Annotated in this window: 17 protein-coding genes and 1 pseudogene; 8 read left to right on the forward strand and 10 right to left on the reverse strand. The window is 75.4% G+C overall.

Going from position 1 to position 21985, the window contains the following annotated elements; all coding sequences use genetic code 11:
* Nucleotides 1-98 precede the first annotated feature (98 nt).
* The gene (locus AB0O11_RS19630) at nucleotides 99-755 is read right to left on the reverse strand and encodes a pyridoxamine 5'-phosphate oxidase family protein (RefSeq protein ID WP_363388276.1); all 657 of its coding nucleotides are present in this window, start codon (nucleotides 753-755) and stop codon (nucleotides 99-101) included.
* Nucleotides 756-1102: 347 nt separating this feature from the next.
* Here AB0O11_RS19630 and AB0O11_RS19635 point away from each other — a divergent pair, with 347 nt between their 5' ends.
* The gene (locus AB0O11_RS19635; RefSeq protein ID WP_363388278.1) at nucleotides 1103-2812 is read left to right on the forward strand and encodes a GAF domain-containing protein; all 1710 of its coding nucleotides are present in this window, start codon (nucleotides 1103-1105) and stop codon (nucleotides 2810-2812) included.
* 4 nt (nucleotides 2813-2816) lie between these two features.
* On the opposite strand, the gene AB0O11_RS19640 is transcribed toward AB0O11_RS19635, so the two are convergent.
* The 7 genes from AB0O11_RS19640 to AB0O11_RS19670 all read right to left on the reverse strand — a co-directional run bounded on the left by AB0O11_RS19640 (nucleotide 2817) and on the right by AB0O11_RS19670 (nucleotide 10081).
* Entirely contained in the window at nucleotides 2817-3797 is a 981-nt protein-coding gene (locus AB0O11_RS19640) for a nitroreductase family protein (RefSeq protein ID WP_363388279.1), read from the reverse strand.
* Nucleotides 3798-3819: 22 nt separating this feature from the next.
* Nucleotides 3820-4119 carry an SHOCT domain-containing protein gene (locus AB0O11_RS19645; RefSeq protein WP_363388281.1) on the reverse strand — a complete coding sequence of 100 codons (300 nt, stop codon included), beginning with the start codon at nucleotides 4117-4119 and terminating at the stop codon, nucleotides 3820-3822.
* Nucleotides 4120-4236: 117 nt separating this feature from the next.
* Nucleotides 4237-4911 carry a response regulator transcription factor gene (locus AB0O11_RS19650; RefSeq protein ID WP_363388283.1) on the reverse strand — a complete coding sequence of 225 codons (675 nt, stop codon included), beginning with the start codon at nucleotides 4909-4911 and terminating at the stop codon, nucleotides 4237-4239.
* 154 nt (nucleotides 4912-5065) lie between these two features.
* Nucleotides 5066-5668, reverse strand: coding sequence for a CBS domain-containing protein (locus AB0O11_RS19655; RefSeq protein WP_363388285.1), 603 nt, complete (start codon nucleotides 5666-5668; stop codon nucleotides 5066-5068).
* A 9-nt stretch (nucleotides 5669-5677) separates the two neighbouring features.
* Nucleotides 5678-6373 (reverse strand): CBS domain-containing protein, encoded by a 696-nt coding sequence (locus AB0O11_RS19660; RefSeq protein WP_363388287.1) that lies wholly within the window; start codon nucleotides 6371-6373, stop codon nucleotides 5678-5680.
* A 289-nt stretch (nucleotides 6374-6662) separates the two neighbouring features.
* The gene (locus AB0O11_RS19665; protein ID WP_363388290.1) at nucleotides 6663-7352 is read right to left on the reverse strand and encodes a CBS domain-containing protein; all 690 of its coding nucleotides are present in this window, start codon (nucleotides 7350-7352) and stop codon (nucleotides 6663-6665) included.
* Between the two features lie 5 nt (nucleotides 7353-7357).
* Nucleotides 7358-10081: a bifunctional GNAT family N-acetyltransferase/acetate--CoA ligase family protein gene (locus AB0O11_RS19670; RefSeq protein WP_363388293.1), complete on the reverse strand. Its 2724-nt coding sequence runs from the start codon at nucleotides 10079-10081 to the stop codon at nucleotides 7358-7360.
* A 230-nt stretch (nucleotides 10082-10311) separates the two neighbouring features.
* Here AB0O11_RS19670 and AB0O11_RS19675 point away from each other — a divergent pair, with 230 nt between their 5' ends.
* Nucleotides 10312-12675: a glycosyl hydrolase family 65 protein gene (locus tag AB0O11_RS19675; RefSeq protein ID WP_363388296.1), complete on the forward strand. Its 2364-nt coding sequence runs from the start codon at nucleotides 10312-10314 to the stop codon at nucleotides 12673-12675.
* 30 nt (nucleotides 12676-12705) lie between these two features.
* Here the strand turns inward: AB0O11_RS19675 and AB0O11_RS19680 are convergent, their stop codons facing one another.
* Nucleotides 12706-13323 carry a hypothetical protein gene (locus AB0O11_RS19680; RefSeq protein ID WP_363388298.1) on the reverse strand — a complete coding sequence of 206 codons (618 nt, stop codon included), beginning with the start codon at nucleotides 13321-13323 and terminating at the stop codon, nucleotides 12706-12708.
* Between the two features lie 262 nt (nucleotides 13324-13585).
* On the opposite strand from AB0O11_RS19680, the gene AB0O11_RS19685 reads away from it, so the two are divergent.
* From AB0O11_RS19685 to AB0O11_RS19705, 5 genes and pseudogenes are all read left to right on the forward strand, one after another.
* A complete protein-coding gene (locus AB0O11_RS19685; RefSeq protein WP_363388301.1) occupies nucleotides 13586-13828 on the forward strand; it encodes a DUF1918 domain-containing protein in 243 nt (80 codons plus the stop codon).
* Nucleotides 13825-13995: pseudogene (locus AB0O11_RS19690) on the forward strand (cation-transporting P-type ATPase); the annotation flags it as partial. The gene AB0O11_RS19685 and the pseudogene AB0O11_RS19690, both read left to right, overlap by 4 nt.
* Nucleotides 13996-14077: 82 nt before the next feature.
* Entirely contained in the window at nucleotides 14078-14956 is an 879-nt protein-coding gene (locus tag AB0O11_RS19695; protein ID WP_363388304.1) for a universal stress protein, read from the forward strand.
* A 169-nt stretch (nucleotides 14957-15125) separates the two neighbouring features.
* Entirely contained in the window at nucleotides 15126-15659 is a 534-nt protein-coding gene (locus tag AB0O11_RS19700; RefSeq protein WP_363388307.1) for a flavodoxin domain-containing protein, read from the forward strand.
* A 147-nt stretch (nucleotides 15660-15806) separates the two neighbouring features.
* Entirely contained in the window at nucleotides 15807-16430 is a 624-nt protein-coding gene (locus tag AB0O11_RS19705) for a hypothetical protein (protein ID WP_363388309.1), read from the forward strand.
* Here AB0O11_RS19705 and AB0O11_RS19710 read toward each other — a convergent pair.
* Nucleotides 16427-17737, reverse strand: coding sequence for an NAD(P) transhydrogenase subunit alpha (locus tag AB0O11_RS19710; RefSeq protein ID WP_363388312.1), 1311 nt, complete (start codon nucleotides 17735-17737; stop codon nucleotides 16427-16429). The genes AB0O11_RS19705 and AB0O11_RS19710 overlap by 4 nt on opposite strands.
* Between AB0O11_RS19710 and AB0O11_RS19715 the strand changes: the two genes are divergently transcribed.
* Complete coding sequence (locus AB0O11_RS19715; RefSeq protein ID WP_363388315.1) at nucleotides 17736-21302, forward strand: hydantoinase B/oxoprolinase family protein; 3567 nt, start codon at nucleotides 17736-17738, stop codon at nucleotides 21300-21302. The two genes, AB0O11_RS19710 and AB0O11_RS19715, sit on opposite strands and share 2 nt — an antisense overlap.
* Nucleotides 21303-21985 lie beyond the last annotated feature (683 nt).

Below are 21985 nucleotides of genomic sequence, written 5' to 3' on the forward strand. Positions count from 1 at the left end.
CGGTGCCGGCCCGGCGCGCGGTTTCCGTAATCCCACTGTCCGTCGATCCCCGCGTTCGTGCACGGGGTCGGGCCGGCCCCACCGGCGGCCGGCAGCGCTCACCCCCCGTCGATGCGGCGTCCGGTGATGCCGGCCGGGCGGATGCGCACCCACAGGGGGCGGGGTCCACCGGGCCACGGGGTGGCGCCCGGGAGGGTGGACAGGTGCTGCTCCTCGTCCGGGGTGCCGACGTGCTGGGCCTCGCCGAGGACGAGGACGCTCCAGCCCCGGTGGCGGTGTTCGTCGATGTGGTCGACCTCGAAGGAGACGGGTGAGTTCTCGTCGGGGGCGGCGGCGCCCCCGGGGGCCGTGCGGTAGGCGATCGTCCGGTCGTCCACCACGTAGTTGACCGGGAGCACGACGGGCGCCGACGAACCGGGCAGGCCCACCCGGCCGATGCCGTGGGTGCCGAGCAGTTCCCAGCACTGCGGCTCGGTGAGACGGAGGAGCCGGCCGTGCGGGTCGGCCTCGGCCTCGGTCTGCCCCGGTGGGGCGTCCCGTCGGCCGGACAGCAGCTCCGGCCAGGTCATCCCGAGCACGGCGGTGATCCGGACGAACCCCGGCGGGTCGAACTCCGGCCCGGAGCACAGGACCTGCCGCAGATAGGCGGGCGACATGGCGGCCCGGTGGGCCAGCATCCCTTCGGTCAGGCCGAGTTGCTCGCGCCGTCGGACGATCCGGTGGGTGATGTCGGCCGGGTCGGGATGGATGGTCATGGTGGCTGCTCCTCCGTGCACGGCGGTCACGTCCGGAACAGCGCGACCGTGAGGGTGCCGGTGCCGGCCGCGCCGACGGGGTACTCGGCCCGGCAGCCGTCGATGGGGTGGCCGAGGATCCGGCCGCCACCGCCGGTGCACTGCCCGTGGCCCGCGGCGCGGCAGTGGGCGGAGGGCGGAGCCGGGGCGGTTCCGCCCGCACCTCCAGCGTTCTCCCCGGACGCGCCCGTCGCCAGGGGGCCGCTGGGGTGCTCCCGGTGGGCCGATGGACCCCCTTGCGGCCGCCGGGTGGTGGCCTGCGCGCCTACGCTGGTCAGTGGGCATCGGGGGCGAGCCAGGGAGGACCCTTGGGCAGCGCATCGGAGAGTTCCGCCCCCGTGCCCGGCCTGCGGCTGGACGAACTCCTGGCGGAGCTCCAGGCCCGGCTGGACGCCGCCCGCGGCACCCGGGACCGGGTGCACAGCCTGCTGGAGGCGGTGCTGGCGGTCGGCCGCGACCTGGAACTGACCCAGGCGCTCCAGCACATCGTGGAGGCCGCGGTCACCCTGGTGGACGCCGAGTACGGCGCGCTCGGCGTGATCGGAGAGGACCAGCGGCTGTCCCAGTTCATCCCGGTCGGTGTCACGGACGAGCAGGTCAAGCTGATCGGCGACCTGCCCTCCGGGCACGGCATCCTCGGCGAACTGATCCGCCACCCCGAACCGCTGCGGCTCGGCCGGATCTCCGACCACCCGGCCTCCTACGGCTTCCCGGCCGGCCATCCCCCGATGCGCAGCTTCCTGGGGGTGCCGATCCGGATCCGGGACAAGGTGTTCGGCAACCTCTACCTGACCGAGAAACGCGGCGGAGGCGACTTCGACGCCGAGGACGAGTCGGTGCTCGCCACCCTCGCCGTGGCCGCCGGGGTGGCGATCGACAACGCCCGCCTCTACGCGCGGGCCCGCCAGCGGCAGCGCTGGCTGGAGGCGAGCGCCGAGGTGACCAGCAGCCTGCTGTCCGGCAGCGGCGAGCAGGAGGTGCTGGACCTGCTGGTGGCCCGGGCGACCGGGATCGCCGGCGCGGACCTCGCCGTCGTCGCCGTGCCACTGCCGGGGACGGGCGAGCTGGAGGTGCGGATCGCGGTCGGCCTCGGCGAGGAGGAGCACCGCGGCCTGGTACTGCCGGTCGAGGGCTCGTTCATGGGCGCGGCCTTCCGCACCGGCGGGCTCGTGGTGAGCCCCGACGTCCGGAAGGACCCCCGGGTCACGGCGGGGCCGCCGCGCTGGAGGGGTCTCGGCCCGGCGGTCGCGGTGCCCGTCGGCACCGCCGAGCGCGGCATCCGGGGCGTGCTGCTGCTGGCCCGGGCGGCCGGTGCACCGCTGTTCGAGGAGGACGGGTCCGGTCCTCTGCTCGGCTTCGCGGGTCAGGCGGCGGTGGCGATGGAACTCGCCGAGCGCCGCCGCGACTCCGAGCAGGTCGCGCTGCTGCGGGAGCGCGACCGGATCGCCCGTGACCTGCACGACCTGGCCATCCAGCGGCTCTTCGCCACTGGCATGACCCTCCAGGGAGCCACCCGTTTCATCGAGCACCCCGAGGCGACGGACCGCGTCCTGCGGGCGATCGACGACCTGGACGAGACTGCCAGGACCATCCGCGCCACCATCTTCGGCCTGCGCCTGCGCGAGCGGGGCCCGGCGGCGGGCGGCCTGCGCGCCCGGATCGTCGGGGTGGTCGAACGGGCCGCCCGCGCACTCGGCTTCGCCCCGGCCCTGCGGATGACCGGGCTGCTGGACGTCACGGTGCCCGCCGAAGTCGCGGACGCGGCGGTCGCCGTCCTGGAGGAATCCCTGTCCAACGCCGCCCGCCACGCCAAGGCCCACGCGGTCACGGCCACCGTCACCGCCGGCACCGACCTGACCCTCACCGTCACCGACGACGGGGTCGGCCTCCCCGGGGGCGGCCGCCGCAGCGGACTCGCCAACCTCGCCGACCGGGCCGCTGCCCTGGGCGGCACCTTCACCGCGCGCAGGCGCCCCGAGGGCGGCACCGAGCTGGTCTGGCGGGTGCCCCTGGAGTAGGACGTCAGCCGTCGTCCAGTACCTCGCCGGGTGCCAGGCGGGGCGTCCGGGCGCCCTCGGGGCCGTAGCCGAGGCGGATCAGCATCTGGACGTGGCCGGGGCGCTGGTGCGGGTCGCGTGCCTCCCAGCGCAGGTAGGGCCACTCCATGGCCTGGTGCAGCAGGGAGGCGCGGACGCCGTGGACGGTGGCGGCGAGCAGGACGTGTTCCAGCGCGAGGCCGGCGCGCAGCCAGTCCTCGGGGGTGTCGTGGTCGGTGGTGAGGACGGCGATGCGGGGCTCGCGCTCGAAGAGGGCCGGCGCCCGGTGCTCGGCCGCTCGGATGGCGGAGAAGTCGCGCATCGGCAGGTGGCCTGCCAGGTCCTGGGGGCCGAGCGCGCGGGCCGGGATGCCGTACGGCAGTGCGTCGCCGGTGCGGATCCAGCTGCGGCTCTCGGTGCGCTGGGCCTCGTCGGTGGTGTTTCGGCGCTCGGCCTCGGCGGTGAGGTGGAGCAGCCGGGCGGTCTCCGTGCGGTCGGGCAGGTAGAGCGCGGCGTCCTCCGCGCGGGCGGCGTCGGTCAGTTCGTCGAGGACGGCCGGCGGGACCGGCACGGCGGTGAACGGCGTGCGGATGGAGTGCCGACGCCAGATCGCCTCGTAGAGCTTCTCCGCGCCGGGGGCCGGCGCGGAGGCCGGGGTGTCGAGCCGGACCGCGGCGAACAGGTCGGGCTCGGCCGGGTCGGGCAGCAGGCGGACGTCGGGCGCCCAGCCGAGGTGGCGGGCCGCGACCCTCAGGTTGAGGACGGCCGCGCCGACGGAGATGTGCAGGGCCTGCCCCTGGGGGTCGGCGGCCGGCACGGCCCGGCTGCGGTCGGCCCGGACCTCCAGGGTCGAGGTGTCCGTCCGGAGCCGGAAGCGCCAGGGCTGGCTGTTGTGGATCGAGGGTGCCGCGACCGCCGCGGAGACGAGCTTCTCCAGCGTGGGGGCGTCGAGGGCGAGGGTGGACATGGCCGCCTCCCGGGGTTCGTCGTCAGCCGGAGTCGGCCGGGCCACCGGCGCCGCGCAGGGTGGCCAGTCGGGCGCGGTACTCGTCGGGCTCGATCTCGCCACGGGCGAGGCGCTCGGCGAGCAGCTGCTCCGGGGTGGGCAGCATCGGCGGCGCGGTGACCGGCGGGACCGGCGGCGCGGCCGGGCCGTGCGGGGCCGTCCGACTGAGGTAGCGGACCAGAGCGATCACACCGAGGACCACCAGTGCCCAGAGCAGCAGTGTGCTCACGGTCATCGGACCGATGCCCCAGCCGTTCATGCCCCCGTCGTTCCAGTACAGCATCGCCGCCTCCTCGGGCCGTGACGGGAGGGTGGATCACCTCCACCGTGCGGCCTGGGCGCGGTGTGCCGCTTGGGCCGTTCGGCTCCTTCTGCGGGCCCGCCCGGCCCCCGTCGGGGCTCAGCGCGGGCGCTGGTGGTGCTGCTCGGGGTCGGCGTGGGCGGCGATGACGGCGGCCTGGAGGCGGCGTTCGACGCCCAGTTTGGCGAGCAGGCGCGACACGTGGTTCTTCACGGTCTTCTCGGCGAGGTAGAGCTCCTGGCCGATCTGGCGGTTCGTCCTGCCCTCCCCCACCAGGGCGAGGATCTCCCGCTCGCGCGGGGTGAGCCCGGCGAGCGCATCGCCGGGCTCGCTCTCCTCGTGGTGGCGCAGGCTCTCCATCAGCTTGCGGGTGGTGGCCGGATCGAGCATCGACTGGCCGGACGCCACCGTGCGGACCGCGCCGACCAGTTCGGCGCCCTTGACCTGTTTGAGGACGTAACCGGCCGCACCGGCCATGATCGCGTCGAGCAGGGCGTCGTCGTCGTCGAAGGAGGTCAGCATCAGGCAGGCCAACCCGGGCATCCGGTCGCGCAGTTCCCGGCAGACGGTCACCCCGTCACCGTCCGGGAGCCGTACGTCGAGCACCGCGACGTCCGGACGCAGCGCGGGCACCCGGGCGAGCGCCTGCGCGCAGCTGCCCGCCTCGCCGACGACCTCGATGCCGGGTTCGGCCTCCAGGAGGTCGCGGACGCCCCGGCGGACCACCTCGTGGTCGTCCAGCAGGAACACCCGTACGGGCTGGGGCGTGTCCATGGCCTGCTCCCTGGGGCGCGCGGGGCGTTGACACCACCGATTCTCCGCGACCGCCCCTCCCCGTGCAGCACGTCAGCCGCGCGGCATCGCGGCGACCGGGCACCAGGCACCAGGCACCAGGCACCGCGGAGCACGAGCATGTGCGCCCCTCCGGTCAGGCCGGTGCGGCGAGCCGGAGCTCGACGCCGACCACGCCGGGCACGGAGCGCACCAGCCGTTCCAGGATCGCCGCGGAGACGGTGTCCGGCAGGCCGCCGGTCAGGGTGATCCGGCCGTTCTCGGCGCGGACGTCGGTGTCCACCGCGGCGCCCGGGCCGAGGGTGGCGACCAGCTCGAAGCGGACCCGGTCGGCCAGTTCGCGGTCGTCGTCGAGGTAGACCTTCAGCAGGTCGCCCCGGCTGACGATGCCGACCAGGTAGTCCTCCCCGTCGACCACCGGGAGCCGTTTGAGGTGGCCGCGTGCCATCGCCCTGGCGGCCTCGTTGAGCGGGCTGCCGGGGTGCACGGTGACCGCCGGGACGGACATCATCCGCCCGGCGGTCAGGGCCTCGGCGCGCACCCCGTCGCGGTCCCGGGCGGTGAGCAGATCGGCCTCGGAGACCACCCCGATCACCCGGCCGTCGCCGGTCAGCACGGGGACGGCGCTCACCTGCCAGCGCTGGAGGGTCTCGGCGACCTCGCGGAAGTCAGCGTCGCGGCCGACGGCCACCACCGCATGGGTCATGACGTCGGCGACGACACTCGGTGTACGGGGCATGGCAGCCTCCTACGATGCGGCGCGGCAGGCGCGGGGGTGTTCCAGCGGCTGGTCGGTGTCGTCCTCGGTCCAGTCGAGGGTGGCGTGGACGGCGACCACGCCGTCCACGGCCCGGCAGAGCTGCTCGGCGATCGGGATGAGGCTGCGGCGCGGCAGGCGTCCGTTCAGCGTGACCACGCCGTTGTCCACCGCGATCCGGACGGCTCCGGGGGCCAGCCAGAGGGTCTGGCCCAGCACGTCGTGGCTGATCTCGTCCCGGATCGCCGCGTCGTGCCGCAGGAAGACCTGCAACAGGTCCCGACGGCTGACGATGCCGACCAGGCGGCCGACCTCGTCGACCACCGGCAGGCGCTTGACCTTGTGCTTGTCCATGGCGCGGGCGGCCTCGGGGACCGACCAGCCGGGACGGGCGGTGACGGCCGGGCTGGTCATCAGCCCGCCGGCGGTCTCCGCCTCGGCGCGGGCGCGGTCCTTCGCGTCCAGCCGGCGGCCCGGGTAGCGCCCCTCCGGGTCCGGCAGGACGGCCTCCTTGCGGATCAGGTCGGCCTCGGACACCATGCCGAGCGGCCGGCCCTGGTCGTCGATCACCGGGATCGCGGTGATGTCGTTGCGGTGGAACAGCGCCGCGACCTCCTTGAACGGCGTGTCCGGCCGGGCGGTGACGACCTCGTGGGTCATCACGTCGTTGACGCTGCGGTGCTGCATGGTCCTCACTCCTCCTGCGGTGGTCCCGCCTTCACTGTCCGCCCGCCGCCGCCCACCGGACAGGGCCGGTCGGTCCCCGTCGGCGGGCCGGTCCGGCCCAGGACGGCGCGGCCTTCCGGCAGGACGATCGGAGGAAGCCCGCACTGCGCCCGGCCCCGCCGCCGAGCGCGGTCCACCTCGTCCACGGCGGGCCCGAGGGCTCGCAGGCCCTGCGCGACCGGATCGACCGTGAACTCGGCTGGACGGCCGTGGTCCCCCGCTCGGGCGAGCCGGTCCTGGTCCGGTGACCTCAGGCAGCCGGCACCGGCCCGGTGTCGTCGAGGTCCCAGGTGAGGTGGTCGGTCAGGCCGGTGAGGCCGTCGAGGTGGGCGAGTCGGAGGCAGAGGGCGGCGGCGTCACCACGGGTGCGGGTGCGGCCGGTGACCGAGACCAGGCCGCGTTCGCAGCGGACGTGGAGCGAGCCGGGGACGACGCCGCTGCCGGGGGTCAGGGCGAGGGCGAGGGCCTCGGAACGAATGGCCTCGTCCTCGCGGCGCAGGGCGTCGAGCAGGTCGTGCGAGGTGAGCAGGCCGACGAGGCGGCCTTCGGCGTCCACCACGGGCAGGTGCTGCAGTCCCTCGCGGGTCAGCAGGGCGAGGGCCTCGGAGAGGGGCGTCTCCTCGGTGACGGTGACCGCCGGGGCGGCCATCAGGTCCCGGGCGAGCAGTTCCTGCTGCGGGTCCTCCTCCGCGTAGGCGGTGAGGAGGTCGGAGGCGGTGACGACCCCGATGACGGTGGCGTCCGGGGAGACCACGGGCACGATGCCGCGTCGGGAGGCGCTCAGCACGGCCGTGACGGTGGCGAAGTCGGTGCCGGAGGTGACGGCGATGCCGGGGTGGCTCATGCAGTCGCCGGCCCGGGTCGGGCCGGCGGCCGGCGGCACGGGGCCGGACGACGGGAAGGTGTCGGCCGCCGTGCCGTCGAGGATGCTGTGGTTCACGGGGCTCACTCCCCTTCGGCGGCCGCTGGGCGGCGCAGCCGCCGCAGGTACGGGTCGAAGGACGGCCGGCGTTCGAGCCGTACCCGGGCGTCCACGCACAGCGCGCCGTCGGGGCGGAGGATGACGGGGTTGAGTTCGGCTTCGGCGAGCTCCGCGAAGTCGTCCGCCAGACAGGAGAGCCGGGCCAGTACGGACCGGAGCGCCGCGAGGTCCACGGCAGGCGCGCCACCATTACCCAACAGCAGTGGTGCGCTGCGGAGTTCGGCGATCATGGTGGTCAGATCGCGCTCGCTCAGCGGGGCGAGCCGGGCCGACCGGTCGGCCAGCACGTCGGCGGCGGTGCCGCCCGCCCCGACCACCACGAGCGGCCCGAAGACCCGGTCCTGGACGACGCCCGCGAGCAGCTCGACGCCCGGCGCCGCCATCGGCTGGACCACCGCGCCGGCCAGCTCGGCACCGAACCTCTCCGTGAACTCACGGTAGGCGGAGCGCACTTCGGCCTCGGTGCCGAGGCCCGTGCGGACGGCGCCCAGCACGCTCTTGTGCACCTGCCCGGGCCAGTAGGCCTTCAGCGCCACCTTCTGCTCGTGCCCGAGGAGGCGCAGCCCGCCGGCGGCGACGGACGCCATGTGCTCGTCGCGGGCCCACACCGAGGTGGTCAGCGGCAGCCCGTAGGCCTCCAGCAGGTCGGCGGTGGACAGCGGGTCGAGCCAGCCGCCGTCGGGGTGGGCGGTGAGGTGGCCGTCGATCAGGCTGCGCGCGGTGCGGCGGTCGCAGTCCGGCGCGCCGGCGGGGGCGGAGGGGGCCTCGGCGAGTCGGCGGGCGCGGTCCCGGGCGTGGCCGAGGGCGCGGGCGGCGGCGAGGGTGTCGGAGTAGGCGGGCAGCACGCCGCCATCCGCGCAGGTGCGGTAGCGCACGGGCACCTGCTGGTCGAGCAGCACGGCGGCGATCGGCACGCGGCGCCGGGCCGGCCCCTCCAGGAGGGCCCGCACCGGGTCCTGGGCGGAAGTGGCTCCCAGCGCCGTCGGCACCAGGCACACCAGGATCGCATCCACGGCCTCCTCGCGTTCCAACGCCCGGAGGAAGAAGGTGAGTTCGGTGGCCCCCGCCGCTGCCGTGGTGTCCACCGGGTTGCGGACGGACGCGCCGGGCGGCAGCAGCTTGCCGAGCTCCGCCGGGAGTTCCGGCAGTTCCAGTCCGGCCTCGGCGCAGGCGTCCGCGGCGAGGATGCCGATGCCGCCGGCGTTGGACATCACGGCGACCGCGCCTCGCGGGCCGGGCAGCGGCTGGGCGTGCAACAGGGCGGCGGCCTCGACGAGTTCGTCGATGCTGCGGGTAGCCGTGATGCCCGCCTGCCGGAACAGCGCCTCCCGGGTGACGGTGGGGGTGGCGGCGGCCGCGGTGTGCGAGGCGGCGCCCCGGCGGCCGGCCGTCGAGCGGCCGGCGTCGACGGTGAGCACCGGGATGTTCCTGGTCACCCGGCGTGCGGTGCGGGCGAAGGCCCGCGGGTTGCCGAAGGACTCCAGATGGAGCAGCGCGAGGTCGGTCCGGCCGTCCGCCTCCCACCACTGGAGCAGGTCGTTGCCGCTGACGTCGTACTTGTCGCCGAGCGAGACGAAGCTCGACACCCCGATGCCCAGCCAGGCCAGCCGCGACAGCAGCGCGATCCCCACGCCGCCGCTCTGTACCGCCACCCCGGCGGTGCCGGGCCGGGGGAAGGCGCCGCCGAACTCGGCGTCCAGCCGGACGGCCGGATCGGTCTGGGCCATGCCGAGGCTGTTCGGCCCGACCACGCGCATGCTGTGCCGGCGGCAGGCCCGCATCAGCCCACCGGCCTCCTGTGCGCCGAGCCCGGAGGTGAGCACCACCAGCGCCCGCACGCCGGCGGCGCCGCACTCCTCGGCCACTGCGGGGACGGCGCCGGCGGGCACGGCCAGCACGGCGAGGTCCGGCACGCCGGGCAGCGCGCGGACGGACGGGTAGGCGGGCCGGCCGTCGATCTCCCGGGCATGGGGATTGACCGCCCAGACCGCGCCCGCGAAGCCTCCCCGCCGGATCTTCCCGAGGACGGTCCGCCCGACCGAGCCCGACCGCCGGGACGCCCCGACCACCGCGACCGAGGCCGGGCGCAGCAGTGCGGCGAGGCTGGCCACGTCGGCGCGCCGCCCGCGTTCGTCCACCGCCGAGCGGTAGCGCTCGTCACCCTCGTCCAGTGGCACCCGGACCCTGACCTCGCCCTGGGCGTAGCGGCGCTCGACGGGCAGGCCGAGGTCGGCGAACACCTGGTGGACGGCGTGGTTACCGCCCAGGGTGTCGGCTTCGAAGAACCGGAGGCCGGCGGCCCGGCCGGCGTGCACGAGGTGTTCCAGCAGCAGGGTGGCGACGCCCCGGCGGTGCCAGTGGTCGGCCACCGAGAGGGCCAGCTCGGCCGTTTCCGGCGGCTCGTCCAGCAGCTCGCAGTCCGCCTCGCCGATCAGTTCCTCCCCCGCCCACGCGCCGAGCGCCAGCAATCCGGTGCGCGGCGGACCGCACAGCCGGTCGGCGGCCTGCTGCGGCGCGTTGCGGCTGAGCCCGAAGAACCGCATCCGACGGCTCTCCTCGGACATCCCGGCGGCGTGCAGGTCGAGCACCGCGCGGTGGTCGTCCGGCCCGAGGGGCCGGAGCTGCATGGTCGTGCCGTCGGCGAGCAGGGCCTCGGCGGTGGCGAGCGGCGGGCGGGCGGTCGGCATGGCGCACCTCCTGTCTCCGTCTCCAGCCTCCGTGCCCGCCCTGGCCGATGGAAGGGCCGACCGGCCCCGCCCGGTCCGGCGGACGGCGCCGTGGCGGCCGGGCGGACGACCCGCAGCGGCCCTGCGGACCTCGGTGAGGCGGCCCGGCGCCGCCGTGCGCAGACTGGAGGCAGACCGCTCGGCACGGAGGTCACGTCGTGGCAGCAGACCCACCCGCGGGGTATCCCGACATGCCCGACCCGTGGACCCTCCGCTACCAGGGCTTCGACCCGGCCGAGGAAGGACTGCGGGAGGTGCTGTGCGCGGTGGGCAACGGGTACCTGGTCAGCCGGGGAGCCGCGCCGGAGTCGGTCGCCGACGGGGTGCACTACCCGGGGACGTACCTGGCCGGCTGCTACGACCGGGCGGAGTCGACGGTCGCGGGGCGCGCGGTCACCAACGAGGACCTGGTCAACTGCCCGAACTGGCTGCCACTGACCTTCCGCCCGGCCGGCGGCACGTGGTTCTCCGGACCGCCCGCCGAGCAGACGCTGGAACTGGACCTGCGCCGGGGGCTGCTGACCCGCACCGCCCTCGTGGTCGACGGGCAGGGACGGCGGACCCGGCTGGTGCAGCGCCGGCTCGCCAGCCAGGCCCGGCCGCACCTGCTGGCGCTGGAGAGCACCTTCACCCCGGAGAACTGGTCCGGCCCGCTGGAGGTCCGCTCCGGGCTGGACGGCCGCGTCGCCAACACCGGGGTCGCCCGCTACCGCGGACTGGCCGAGCGCCACCTCGTCCCGGCCGGTCAGGGGGCGGACGAGACCGGACTGCTCCGGCTCGAAGCCGACGCGGCCAACTCGCCCCTGCGGATCGCGCTCTGCGCCCGCACCGGCACCGACCGGGAGCACACGGCGAGGACCGAGTGCCGCGAGGGCTGGGTGGCCCGCCTCCTCACCCTGGAGGCCGCGGCGGGCCGGCCCGTCACGGTGACGAAGACCGTCGCCGTGCACACGTCCCGCGACCGGGCGGTCGAGACCCCGCTGCTCGCCTCCCGGCTGCTCGCCGCCGAGGCCGGGGACTTCGACCGGCTGCTCGCCGAACACGCCCTGCGCTGGGCGGAGTTGTGGCGCCGTTGCCGGATCGAGGCCGAGTTCGACGGGGTCGGCCCGCTGCACCTGAACCTGTTCCACCTGCTCCAGAGCCACTCCGAGCACTCCGTCGACCTGGATGTCGGCATCCCGGCCCGGGGGCTGCACGGGGAGGCCTACCGGGGGCACGTCTTCTGGGACGAGCTGTTCGTCCTGCGGCTGCTCAACCTCCGTTTCCCGGAACTGGCCCGCGCCGTGCTCCGCTACCGCCACCGTCGCCTGGACGCCGCCCGCCGCCAGGCCCGGGCGCTCGGACTGCACGGTGCGGCCTACCCGTGGCAGAGCGCCCAGGACGGCCGCGAGGAGTCCCAGCAGCTGCACCTGAACCCGCTGTCCGGCCGCTGGCTGCCCGACCACAGCCACCTCCAGCGGCACGTCGGCTCGGCCGTCGCGTACAACATCTGGCAGTACTACCAATCCACCGGGGACCGGGACTTCCTCGCCACCGCCGGCGCCGAGATGCTCCTGGAGATCGCCCGGTTCTGGTCCTCCACGGCCGTCCACGACCCGGCCCGCGGACGGTGGTCCATCCGCGGGGTGCTGGGCCCCGACGAGTACCACGACGGCTACCCCTGGGAGACCCGGCCGGGGCTGGACGACAACGCGTACACCAACGTGCTGGCGTCCTGGGTGCTGGCCCGCGCCCAGGACGCCCTGGACGTCCTGCCCGGCTACCGCCGCGACGAGCTGCGCGAGCGCCTGGCGCTCGACACCGTGGAGCTGGACCGCTGGCAGGAGGTCGGCCGGCACCTGCACGTCCCGTTCCACGACGGCGTCCTGAGCCAGTTCGACGGCTACGAACGCCTCGCCGAACTCGACTGGCCGGGCTACCGGCGCCGCTACCCGGACCTGCGCCGGCTCGACCGGATCCTGGAGGCCGAGGGCGACACCGTCAACCGCTTCAAGGCGTCCAAACAGGCCGACGCGCTGATGCTCTGGTTCCTGTTCTCCGCCCGGGAGGTCCGCGACCTGCTGCGCCGCCTCGGCCACCCGGCCGGCCACGAGCTGCTGCGCCGGACCACCGACTACTACCTGCGGCGCACCGTCCACGGCTCGACGCTCAGCTCGGTGGTGCACGCCTGGGTGCTCACCCGCTGCGACCGCCGCGCCTCCTGGCACCACTTCCGCGACGCCCTGGTGGCCGACCTCCGGGACAGCCAGCACGGCACCACGGCCGAGGGCGTCCACCTGGGCGCCATGGCCGGCGCGGTGGACCTGCTGCAACGCTGCTACACCGGCCTGGAGGTCCGCGAGGACGCCCTCTGGCTGGACCCGCACCTGCCCTCCGCCCTCGGCCGGCTGGAGCTGGACCTGCGCTACCGGGGCCACTGGGGCCTCACCGTCACCGTCGACCGCCGCACCGTCACGGTCGGCCTGCACCGGGACCGCCAGGAGCCGGTCCGCATCCGCCTGCGCGGCACCGCGGCCACGATCCGGCCCGGCGAGAGCCGGTGCTTCCACCTCTGAGCGCCGGGGCCCCCACCGGCGTCCGAGACCTCAGCGGCGCCCGGACCAGCGCGGCTCCACCTGCTCCCAGGCGCACTCCCAGCTCCGCTCGGCCCAACGGTCCAGCCGGCGGCGGCGCAGCGCGAACCAGCCCTCCGTACCGAACCCGCTCACGAGGAGCACGCCGAGGCCGACCAGGACGGCGTCGGCGACGACCAGTTCGTTCGACTTGGGCGCACTGGCCGGGTGTCCGGCGTCGTCCAGCCCGACCGGGACGGCCGTCCCGGCGACCGTGCCGTCCGGTACCGGGACGTAGCCGGCCCCCGGCCCCACCGGGTACGTCCACCGCGCCGGGGCGTGCTCGCCCACGCTGCCCGCCCGGGGGTCGTCCGACTGCGCCGGGCCCGTGGTGACGGCGGTGACGAGGTGCCGGTGGCGGGCGACCTCCTGCGCGTCCTGTGCCTCCGTGCGGTACGTCAGCACGGCCGCGACCGCCGCCAGGACGAAGCCGGCGAGCACCATCAGGACCGTCCCGGCCACCAGGCGGCTGTACGCGCGGTCGAGCGGACGGCAGAGGGGGTTGTGGTCCCGGCCGGTGGCCCGGCGGACGTGCCCGCGCAGCGACGTGTGCGAGGCGATGTGCCTGTGCGTGGTGACTGCGGCGGACACGGTGCGCCTCCTCGGTGCCGGGACGGGCTTCTGCTCGCACGGACCAGTCTTCCGAAGCGACGGCCGTCCTCCGAGGGCCGGACGGCCCCGGTCCCGGGCCCTCCGGGCCTCGATCCCCGGGTCGCTCGTCCCGGGCCGGGCCGGCCGGGCCCGGTGCCGGGGGCCGTCCGGCCCCTGCCGGAGCCCGCGTTCGGTGGTGCCATGGAAGTACGGACGGCCGGGGCCTTGCCTCCCGGCCCCGCACCGAGCCAGGGAGGACGGCATGAGAGCCGCCGTCGGAGACCGCATCATCGTCCAGGGCACCCGGCCGGGTGCGGCCCGCAGGGACGGCGAGATCGTCGGGCTGCACCACCCTGACGGCAGCCCGCCGTACGACGTGCGCTGGTCGGACGACGACCGGGTCACCGAGTACTTCCCCGGGCCGGACGCCCGGATCCACCACTTCGGCCACGATCCCTCGGCCCCGCGACCCGTCCCGCCCAACCCGCACCTCTTCGCCGACTGACGGGCCGCCCCCGTGACCGTCTCCACCGGCCCCCACCCCGTGGACCGACCGGCACCGAGGCCGCGCGGCTGCTCGCCGGACACGGCCGCAACGAGGCCGCCGCCGACCGACGGGTGCCGCGGTGGGCGCGGGTCGCCGCCCAGCTGCGCGACCCCCTGATCACGGTGCTGCTCGCGGCCGTCCCGGCGGGACACCCGTGGGCCGGTCGGGTCACCGACCCGTCGGGTCACCGAACCAAGGAGGACCGCCATGACATCCGCGAGTTCCGACGGCCCCGGCCGTCCCGTCGTGCTCGGCGTCGACGCCCACGACACCGGCTCGATGCCCACCGTCTGGGCCGCCGACGAGGCCGCCCGCAGGGGTCTGCCGCTGCGGCTGGTGCACGCCGTCCCGTCGCTGTACCGCGAGTTCCGGCCCTCCGACGAGGGCCACTACCACAAGATGCTGCGCGAGCGGGCCGACCAGGCGCTCGACCGGGCCGCGGCCACGGCCCGGGAGCGCCACCCCGGGCTGAGCGTGGCCACCGTCGTGGCGGAGGACGTCCCGGCGCCCGCCCTGTGCCGGGAGTCCCGCCACGCCGAGCTCGTCGTCCTCGGCTCCCGACGGCTGAGCCGGACCGCGGAGGCGCTGAGCGCCTACTCGGTGATCGTTCCGGTCAGCGCCCAGGCACACTGTCCGGTCGTCGTGGTCCGCGATCCCGAGCACACCACCCAGGACCCGCCGTACGTCGTGCTCGGCGTGGACGGCAGCCCCTCCTCCGAGCCCGCCATCGACTTCGCCTTCGCGTTCGCGGACGAGCGCCGGGCCGCACTGCGCGTCCTGTGGGCCTGGCAGCGCCCACTGGTCGGCAAGCTGGACGAGCCCGCCACCGAGCAGCTGCTGCGCCGGATGCTCTTCGAATCCACCGCGGGCCGCCACGAACGCCACCCCGACGTGACCGTGACCCACGAACTCGTGCACGGCCACCCGGTCGAGGAGCTGGCCCGGGCCGCCGAGCACGCCCTCGCCGTGGTCGTCGGCCGCCGCGGCAACGGCGGCTTCACCGGCATGCGCCTCGGTTCCGTACCCCACGGCCTGCTGCGGCGCGCCCACTGCCCGATCGTGACGGTGCCCGCTCACCCGCAGTGAACCGGCCCGGTTCCGGCCGGGTCGCCCGTGACGCCCCGGCGCGGGACCGGACGCCCCCGGCCGCGGCGCACCGGTGGACGTGCCCGTCCGGCGCCCCGGGCCGGACCGAACGGCCCACCTCCGCAGGGGAGTTCCGGGGCGATCCTGGAGGAGACGAAAGGTGGAGACCATGCACACCGTGATCGTGTACGAGAGCATGTACGGCAACACCCGGGAGATCGCCGAGGCGATCGCCGAAGGCGTCCACGACGCCGACCCCGGGGCGTCCGTCGACTGCCTCCCGGTGGCCGAGGCCGATGCGGACGTCACCCGGTCCGCGGACCTGCTGGTGGTCGGCGGACCGACCCACATGCACGGCATGTCCTCCGGGCTCAGCCGCCGGATGGCCGCCGCGGCCGGGGGACACAAGGAGGGCCGCGAGGAGGCCGCCGCCGAAGCGCGGGAGACCGTCCAGGGCCCGGGCCTGCGGGCCTGGTTCCACGGCCTTCCGACGACCGGCTCCGCCACCTACGCCGCCGCGTTCGACACCCGGGTCGACATGCCCCGGGCCGGCGGCGCGGCCGACGGCATCGCCCAACGCCTCTCCCGCCACCACTACGACGTGGTCGCCGAACCCGAGGGCTTCATCGTGGAGGACAGCGACGGACCGCTGCGCGCCGGCGAACTCGACCGCGCCCGTGCCTGGGGCGCGCGCCTGGTCTGACCCCGTTCGAAGCCACGGCCCTTCGCCGCCGCCGGAAGCCGGAGCGGTCCGTCACCCGTCGTGCACGGCCGGGGCCCACCGTGGCGAGGCGACTGCGCCGGATCGGGGCGAGACTGGTCCAGGGGCCGGAGGACGGGAGTGACCGCGATGTCTGACGGCGCAGGCCACGGGTACCGCGCCCTGATCGGCGAGCTGGCCGCCCTGGTACGGCTGGCGGACACGGCCCTGGCCGGCGCGACGGCCGTGCTGACGGACCCGGCCGACAGCGGGGACGGGATCCCGGCCGCGGAGAAGGCTCTGGAGGAACTGCTGACCCGGATCGAGGAGGACGCGGCCGCGCCGCCCGCCGGACGGGCCGGGGTCGTCGTCGGTGTCCACGTCGGGTGCGAGGTGGAGGCCCTCGGACGGCTGGTGCAGCGGCTCCTGGAGGCCGCCTGGGCCCGCCAGGAGCGGGAGCCACTCGACGAACGGCTGCGGGCCCCGCTGCGCGGGCTCGCCGACGCGGCGCTGGACCTGGTCGCCCGCTCCGCCGACGTCCTGGAGTCCGGGGCGCCCGAGGGTGTCGCGGACGTGCTGACGGGTCTCCACGAGGTCGGACAGCGCCAGCGGCTGCTGTACGAACTGCTGCTCCGGGAGCAGCGGACGGATCCGGTGGACGCCACCGACCTCGTGCTGCTGTCCTGCTGCTACCAGCAGTGCGCCGACCGGGCCGGGGCGATCGCCCGGCACGCCGTGCTGTTCTCGCACGCCGACGTCCGAATCCCTCGCTAGGGAAGGCCTGCGGCGGCGGTCGCCTCCATCAGCAGCCGGCTGGTGGGTTCGTGCCGTACGGCGCCCCGGTCGGTCACCAGCATCGGGCCGAGGACCGGGTCCCCCGCGAACGGCCCGCCCCGCAGCAGACGGTCGAGCAGCGCCAGCACGTTGTGGGCGTACGCCCGCGAGGCGGTCCCCGGAACCCGCGCCGCGAGCTCCCCCGCGGCGATCACCGTGGCCCCGCCGCCGTCGCCGCCGTCGCCTCCGTCGCCGTCCGGCGTCGCGGTACCCGGCAGGGCGCCCTCGACGTTGCCGCCCTCCGGACCGGCCGCCAGGTCCACCAGCACCGCGCCGGGGCGCAGCCGCGCCGTCGTCGCCGCGTGCAGCAGGACCGGCGGCAGCCGGCCCGGCGGGGCGAGGGCCGTCACCACGAGGTCGTACCGCACGGCGGCCTCGGCCAGCCCCGCCACCCAGGCCGGGCGCTCCCGGTCCAGGGCCTCCCACAGCTCCCGGTCGTCCGCCACCGGGCGCAGCCCGGGCAGGTCCAGCAGTTCCGCTCCCAGGGCGGCGACCGCGGCGCGTTCGCGGTGGCGCGGTTCGACCGCACGGACCGGAGCGCCCAACCGACGGGCGGTGTCGATCGCCTGGAGGCCCGCTGGCCCGGCACCGACCACGAGCACCCGGACCGGGTCGAACGGTCCGTCCGTGGTGCCCCACGGGGGCAGGCAGCGGTCCAGGCGCTCGGCGGCGAGCAGCACCGCCCGGTACCCCGCCACCCTGGCCTGGGAGGCCTCGGCGTCGAGCGGGTACGCGGCGGGCAGGTCGGGCGCCAGGTCGAGGCCGATCGCCGTCACGCCCCGGTCCGCCCACTGCCGTACCAGGTACGGGATCCGCTGGGGGCGCAGCAGCGCGGCCAGCACCTGGCCCGGGCGCAGCTCGTGCACCGGATCGACGTTCGGCGGGTGGATGCCGATCAGCACGTCGGCACGGCGCAGCAGCTCCGCCCGCCCGCTCACGGCGGCGCCCGCGGCGCGGTAGTCCGCGTCGTGGTGGCCGGCGGGCGCGCCGGCGCCGGGCTCGACCAGGACCGTCGCGCCCAGCCGGCCCGCGGCCGGGACCAGGTCCGGCACCAGGGCCACCCGGCGCTCGGCGGGTACGGTCTCCCGCAGCACCCCCACCGTCGCGGCCGTCATCGCTGCCTCCACGGGGTCGGCCTTCAGGCCCAGTATGTCCCGTTTGCCCAGCCGCTTCGCCCGGTCGGATACTCGTGCGCAGGGCTGCTCGCGCACGGAACGCCACGCGGCACGGCGGAGGGAGCCGGTCATGGCAGCCAGGGGCTGGCAGTTCTGGGTGGACCGGGGCGGGACCTTCACCGACGTGGTCGCACTGGCCCCGGACGGCCGGCTGCTCACCCACAAGCTGCTCTCGCACGACCCGGCCCGCTACCGCGACCCGGCCGTGGCCGGGATCCGGGCCCTGCTGCCGCCCGACGCGGACCTCGAAGCGGACGTCGACTCGGTCCGGATGGGCACCACGGTGGCCACCAACGCCCTGCTGGAGCGCACCGGTGAGCCGACCGTCCTGGTCGTCACGCGCGGCTTCGCGGACGCGCTGCGGATCGGCTACCAGAACCGGCCGCAGATCTTCGCCCGCGAGATCGTGCTGCCCGAGCCGCTGTACACCCGGGTGGTCGAGGCGGACGAGCGGATCACCGCCGACGGCGAGGTGCTGCGCCCACCCGGCCTCGGCCGGCTCGCCGAGGACCTGCGCGGCTGCCTGCGCGACGGCATCCGCTCGGTCGCGGTGGTCTGCCTGCACAGCTACCTGCATCCTGCCCACGAGCGGGAGATCGGGCGGCTCGCCGAGCGGCTCGGCTTCGACCAGGTGTCGCTGTCCAGCGAGGCGAGCCCGCTGATGAAGCTGGTGCCGCGCGGGGACACCGCCGTGGTGGACGCCTACCTCGACCCCGGGCTGCGCCGCTACGTCCGGCAGGTGGCGTCCCGGCTCGCCGGTGTCCGGCTGATGTTCATGCAGTCCAACGGCGGGCTCGCCGAGGCCGGGCACTTCCGGGGCAAGGACGCCATCCTCTCCGGCCCGGCCGGCGGCATCGTCGGCATGGTGCGGATGTCCGCGCTGGCCGGCCACGAGCGGGTGATCGGCTTCGACATGGGCGGCACCTCCACGGACGTCTCGCACTTCGCGGGCGAGTACGAGCGGGTGGTCACCACCCAGGTCGCCGGGGTACGGCTGCGGGCACCGATGCTGGCCATCCACACCGTCGCGGCGGGCGGCGGCTCGGTGCTGCGCTTCGACGGCGAACGTCTGCGCGTCGGACCGGACTCGGCCGGCGCCGACCCGGGACCGGCCTGCTACCGGAACGGCGGGCCGCTGACCGTCACGGACGCCAACCTGATGCTCGGCCGCATCCAGGCCCGGCACTTCCCGCAGGTCTTCGGGCCGGACGGCGACCAGCCGCTCGACACCGAACCGACCCGGCGCCGGTTCACCGAGCTCTCCGCGGAGATCGGCGGCCTCTCGGTCGAGGAGGCAGCCGAGGGCTTCCTGCGGATCGCGGTGGGCAACATCGCCAACGCCATCAAGCGGATCTCCGTCCAGCAGGGCCACGACGTCACCCGCTACGCCCTGACCACCTTCGGCGGCGCGGGCGGCCAGGTCGCCTGCCCGGTGGCCGAGGCGCTGGGCATCCGCACCGTCCTCGTCCCGCCGATGGCCGGGGTGCTGTCCGCGCTCGGCATCGGCCTGGCCGACACCACCGTCCTGCGCGAGCAGGCCGTCGAACGGCCCGTGGCGGAAGAGGAGATGGGCGCCGTACGGGCTCTCGCCGACGAACTGGCGCAGGCGGCCACGGGCGAGCTGCTCGACCAGGGAATCCCGCCGGAACGGATCGAGGTGGCCCATCGGGCCCGGCTGCGCTACCAGGGCACCGACACCACGATCGGCGTCCCGTTGGGCGAACCGGCCGACATGCGGGCCGAGTTCGAGGAGCGGCACCGGTCCACCTACTCCTTCCTGATGGACCGACCGCTGGTGATCGAGGCCCTCGCGGTCGAGGGCACCGGCCTCACCGAGCAGCCGGAGCTCGACACCCTCTCGCCCGCGGCCACCGCGGCCGGGCCCGTCACCGTCCGGCTGTACACCGGCGGCACGTGGCACCGGGTCCCGCTGCTGGAACGCGAGTCGATGCGCGCGGACGACACCGTCACCGGCCCCGCGGTGATCGCCGAGGCCAACGCCACCACGGTGGTGGACACCGGCTGGAAGGCCACCGTCACAGCCGCCGGACACCTGCTGGTCGAGAAGGCCGGAGCCACCGCCGAGGAGACCGTCCCGACCACCGCCGACCCGGTCCTGCTGGAGATCTTCAACAATCTCTTCATGGCGATCGCCCAGCAGATGGGCGCCCGGCTGGAGTCCACCGCCCAGTCGGTCAACATCAAGGAGCGGCTCGACTTCTCCTGCGCGCTCTTCGACCCGGACGGCAACCTCGTCGCCAACGCCCCCCACATCCCCGTCCACCTCGGCTCGATGGGCACCACCGTCAAGGAGGTGCTGCGCCGGCGTGGCCGGCAGCTGCGCCCGGGCGACGCCTACGCCGTCAACGACCCCTACCACGGCGGCACCCACCTGCCCGACATCACCGTGGTGACCCCGGTCTTCGACCCGGACGGCGACGAGCTCCTGTTCTTCGTCGCCTCGCGCGGCCACCACGCCGAGATCGGAGGCACCTCCCCCGGCTCGATGCCCGCCGACAGCCGCGAGATCCACGAGGAGGGCGTGCTCTTCGACAACTGGCCGCTGGTGGTGGACGGACGGCTGCGCGAGGAGGAGACCGTCCGGCTGCTCACCGAAGCGCCGTACCCGTCCCGCGCCCCAGACACCAACCTCGCCGACCTGCGCGCCCAGATCGCCGCCAACCGCAAGGGCGTCGACGAGGTCAACGCGATGATCGAGCACTTCGGCCTCGACGTCGTCCAGGCCTACATGCGGCACGTCCAGGACAACGCCGAGCAGGCGGTGCGCCGCGCCGTCGTCGGCCTGAGCGACGGCTCCTACCGCTACGAGACCGACTCCGGCGCCGTGATCGCCGTCTCCGTGCGGGTGGACCGCCGGGACCGCAGCGCCACCATCGACTTCACCGGCACCTCGGCGCAGCTCGACAGCAACCTCAACGCCCCCTCCGCCGTCGTCACCGCCGCCGTCCTGTACGTCTTCCGCACGCTCGTCTCCGACGACATCCCGCTCAACGACGGCTGCCTGCGCCCGCTGCGGATCGTCGTGCCGCCCGGTTCGATGCTCGCCCCGCAGTACCCCGCCGCCGTCGCCGCGGGCAACGTCGAGACCTCGCAGGCCATCGTCGGCGCGCTCTACGCCGCGCTCGGCGTACAGGCGGAGGGATCCGGAACGATGAACAACCTGAGCTTCGGCAACGCGGAGCACCAGTACTACGAGACCATCGCCTCCGGCTCCGGCGCCGGCCCGGGCTACGACGGCGCGGACGCCGTCCAGACCCACATGACCAACTCCCGCCTCACCGACCCCGAGGTCCTGGAGTGGCGTCTCCCGGTCCTCGTCGAGGAGTTCGCCGTCCGTCCGGACAGCGGCGGCACCGGGCGCCACCACGGCGGCAACGGCGTCCTGCGGCGGCTGCGCTTCCGCGAGCCGATGACCGTCAGCCTGCTCACCGGTCACCGCCGCGTCCCCCCGTACGGCCTGGCCGGCGGCTCCCCGGGCGCCCGCGGCGCCAACCGCGTCCTGCGCGCCGACGGCACCGCCGAGGACCTGCCCGGGTGCGGAAGCGCCGAGGTCGCGGCCGGCGACGCCCTGGAGATCCGCACGCCGGGCGGGGGCGGCTACGGAGAGAGCCGGTGACCTGACTCTGATGGTCGACCGGGACGTGCCCGGTCACCGCCCGGGCAACGGGGCCTCAACCACGTTCGGTGAGGCCGTCGTTGAAGAACGGCACGGCCTCCTGGAGGCACGCTCGACGCACCCGGGAGGCCCGGTCAGTACGGCAGCGGGCGCCCCGAGGGAGTGCGCAGGTCCAACGGCGGCTGCGGGCGCCGCGGCGCCGAAGGACGTTTGACCACCCTGATCGCGGCCATCTCCCCCACCTCCTCGATCACGGGACTCGACAGGACGTCTTCCCGCACAGCGCCGTTCTACTCCCCTGTCCGGCCGCCGCTTCCCGGCAGCGCCCAGAGGTCGCGCCGCCAGGTCAGGGCCCGAGGGCCCACGACTGCGGTGCGTCGTGGGCCACTTGAGGCGCCGGAGGAGAGTGCCGGGTCCTCGCTCCGTCAGGAACGGTCGGCCTTGAGCACGAAGTTCGGCTCGCTTCCGGTGACGCCCCGTCAGCTTCCCGTTCCTGGTCCACGGCTCGGACGAACCGCGCCATGCGGTCGCGTCGCCCTGCGGCCGCGCCTTCACCCCCGGATCCGCCCGCACCGGCACCTGCTGCCGCCCGGCCGGGTCCGCGCCATCCGCTCCCCGTCCTGCTCGCCCGGCACGGCTGGAGCGCCCACCGGCCGGCACGCGCCCTCGGCATCGAACACAGG

This window comes from Kitasatospora sp. NPDC093102, assembly GCF_040683915.1.
Classification (GTDB): Bacteria; Actinomycetota; Actinomycetes; order Streptomycetales; family Streptomycetaceae; genus Kitasatospora.

Bases quoted from the DNA above. Each gene is read 5' to 3' on its own strand.
- AB0O11_RS19630 (WP_363388276.1), bottom strand. From the start codon at position 755: ATGACCATCCATCCCGACCCGGCCGACATCACCCACCGGATCGTCCGA.
- AB0O11_RS19640 (WP_363388279.1), bottom strand. From the start codon at position 3,797: ATGTCCACCCTCGCCCTCGACGCCCCCACGCTGGAGAAGCTCGTCTCC.
- AB0O11_RS19645 (WP_363388281.1), bottom strand. From the start codon at position 4,119: ATGCTGTACTGGAACGACGGGGGCATGAACGGCTGGGGCATCGGTCCG.
- AB0O11_RS19650 (WP_363388283.1), bottom strand. From the start codon at position 4,911: ATGGACACGCCCCAGCCCGTACGGGTGTTCCTGCTGGACGACCACGAG.
- AB0O11_RS19655 (WP_363388285.1), bottom strand. From the start codon at position 5,668: ATGCCCCGTACACCGAGTGTCGTCGCCGACGTCATGACCCATGCGGTG.
- AB0O11_RS19660 (WP_363388287.1), bottom strand. From the start codon at position 6,373: ATGCAGCACCGCAGCGTCAACGACGTGATGACCCACGAGGTCGTCACC.
- AB0O11_RS19670 (WP_363388293.1), bottom strand. From the start codon at position 10,081: ATGCCGACCGCCCGCCCGCCGCTCGCCACCGCCGAGGCCCTGCTCGCC.
- AB0O11_RS19675 (WP_363388296.1), top strand. From the start codon at position 10,312: ATGCCCGACCCGTGGACCCTCCGCTACCAGGGCTTCGACCCGGCCGAG.
- AB0O11_RS19685 (WP_363388301.1), top strand. From the start codon at position 13,586: ATGAGAGCCGCCGTCGGAGACCGCATCATCGTCCAGGGCACCCGGCCG.
- AB0O11_RS19695 (WP_363388304.1), top strand. From the start codon at position 14,078: ATGACATCCGCGAGTTCCGACGGCCCCGGCCGTCCCGTCGTGCTCGGC.
- AB0O11_RS19700 (WP_363388307.1), top strand. From the start codon at position 15,126: ATGCACACCGTGATCGTGTACGAGAGCATGTACGGCAACACCCGGGAG.
- AB0O11_RS19705 (WP_363388309.1), top strand. From the start codon at position 15,807: ATGTCTGACGGCGCAGGCCACGGGTACCGCGCCCTGATCGGCGAGCTG.
- AB0O11_RS19715 (WP_363388315.1), top strand. From the start codon at position 17,736: ATGGCAGCCAGGGGCTGGCAGTTCTGGGTGGACCGGGGCGGGACCTTC.
- AB0O11_RS19710 (WP_363388312.1), bottom strand. From the start codon at position 17,737: ATGACCGGCTCCCTCCGCCGTGCCGCGTGGCGTTCCGTGCGCGAGCAG.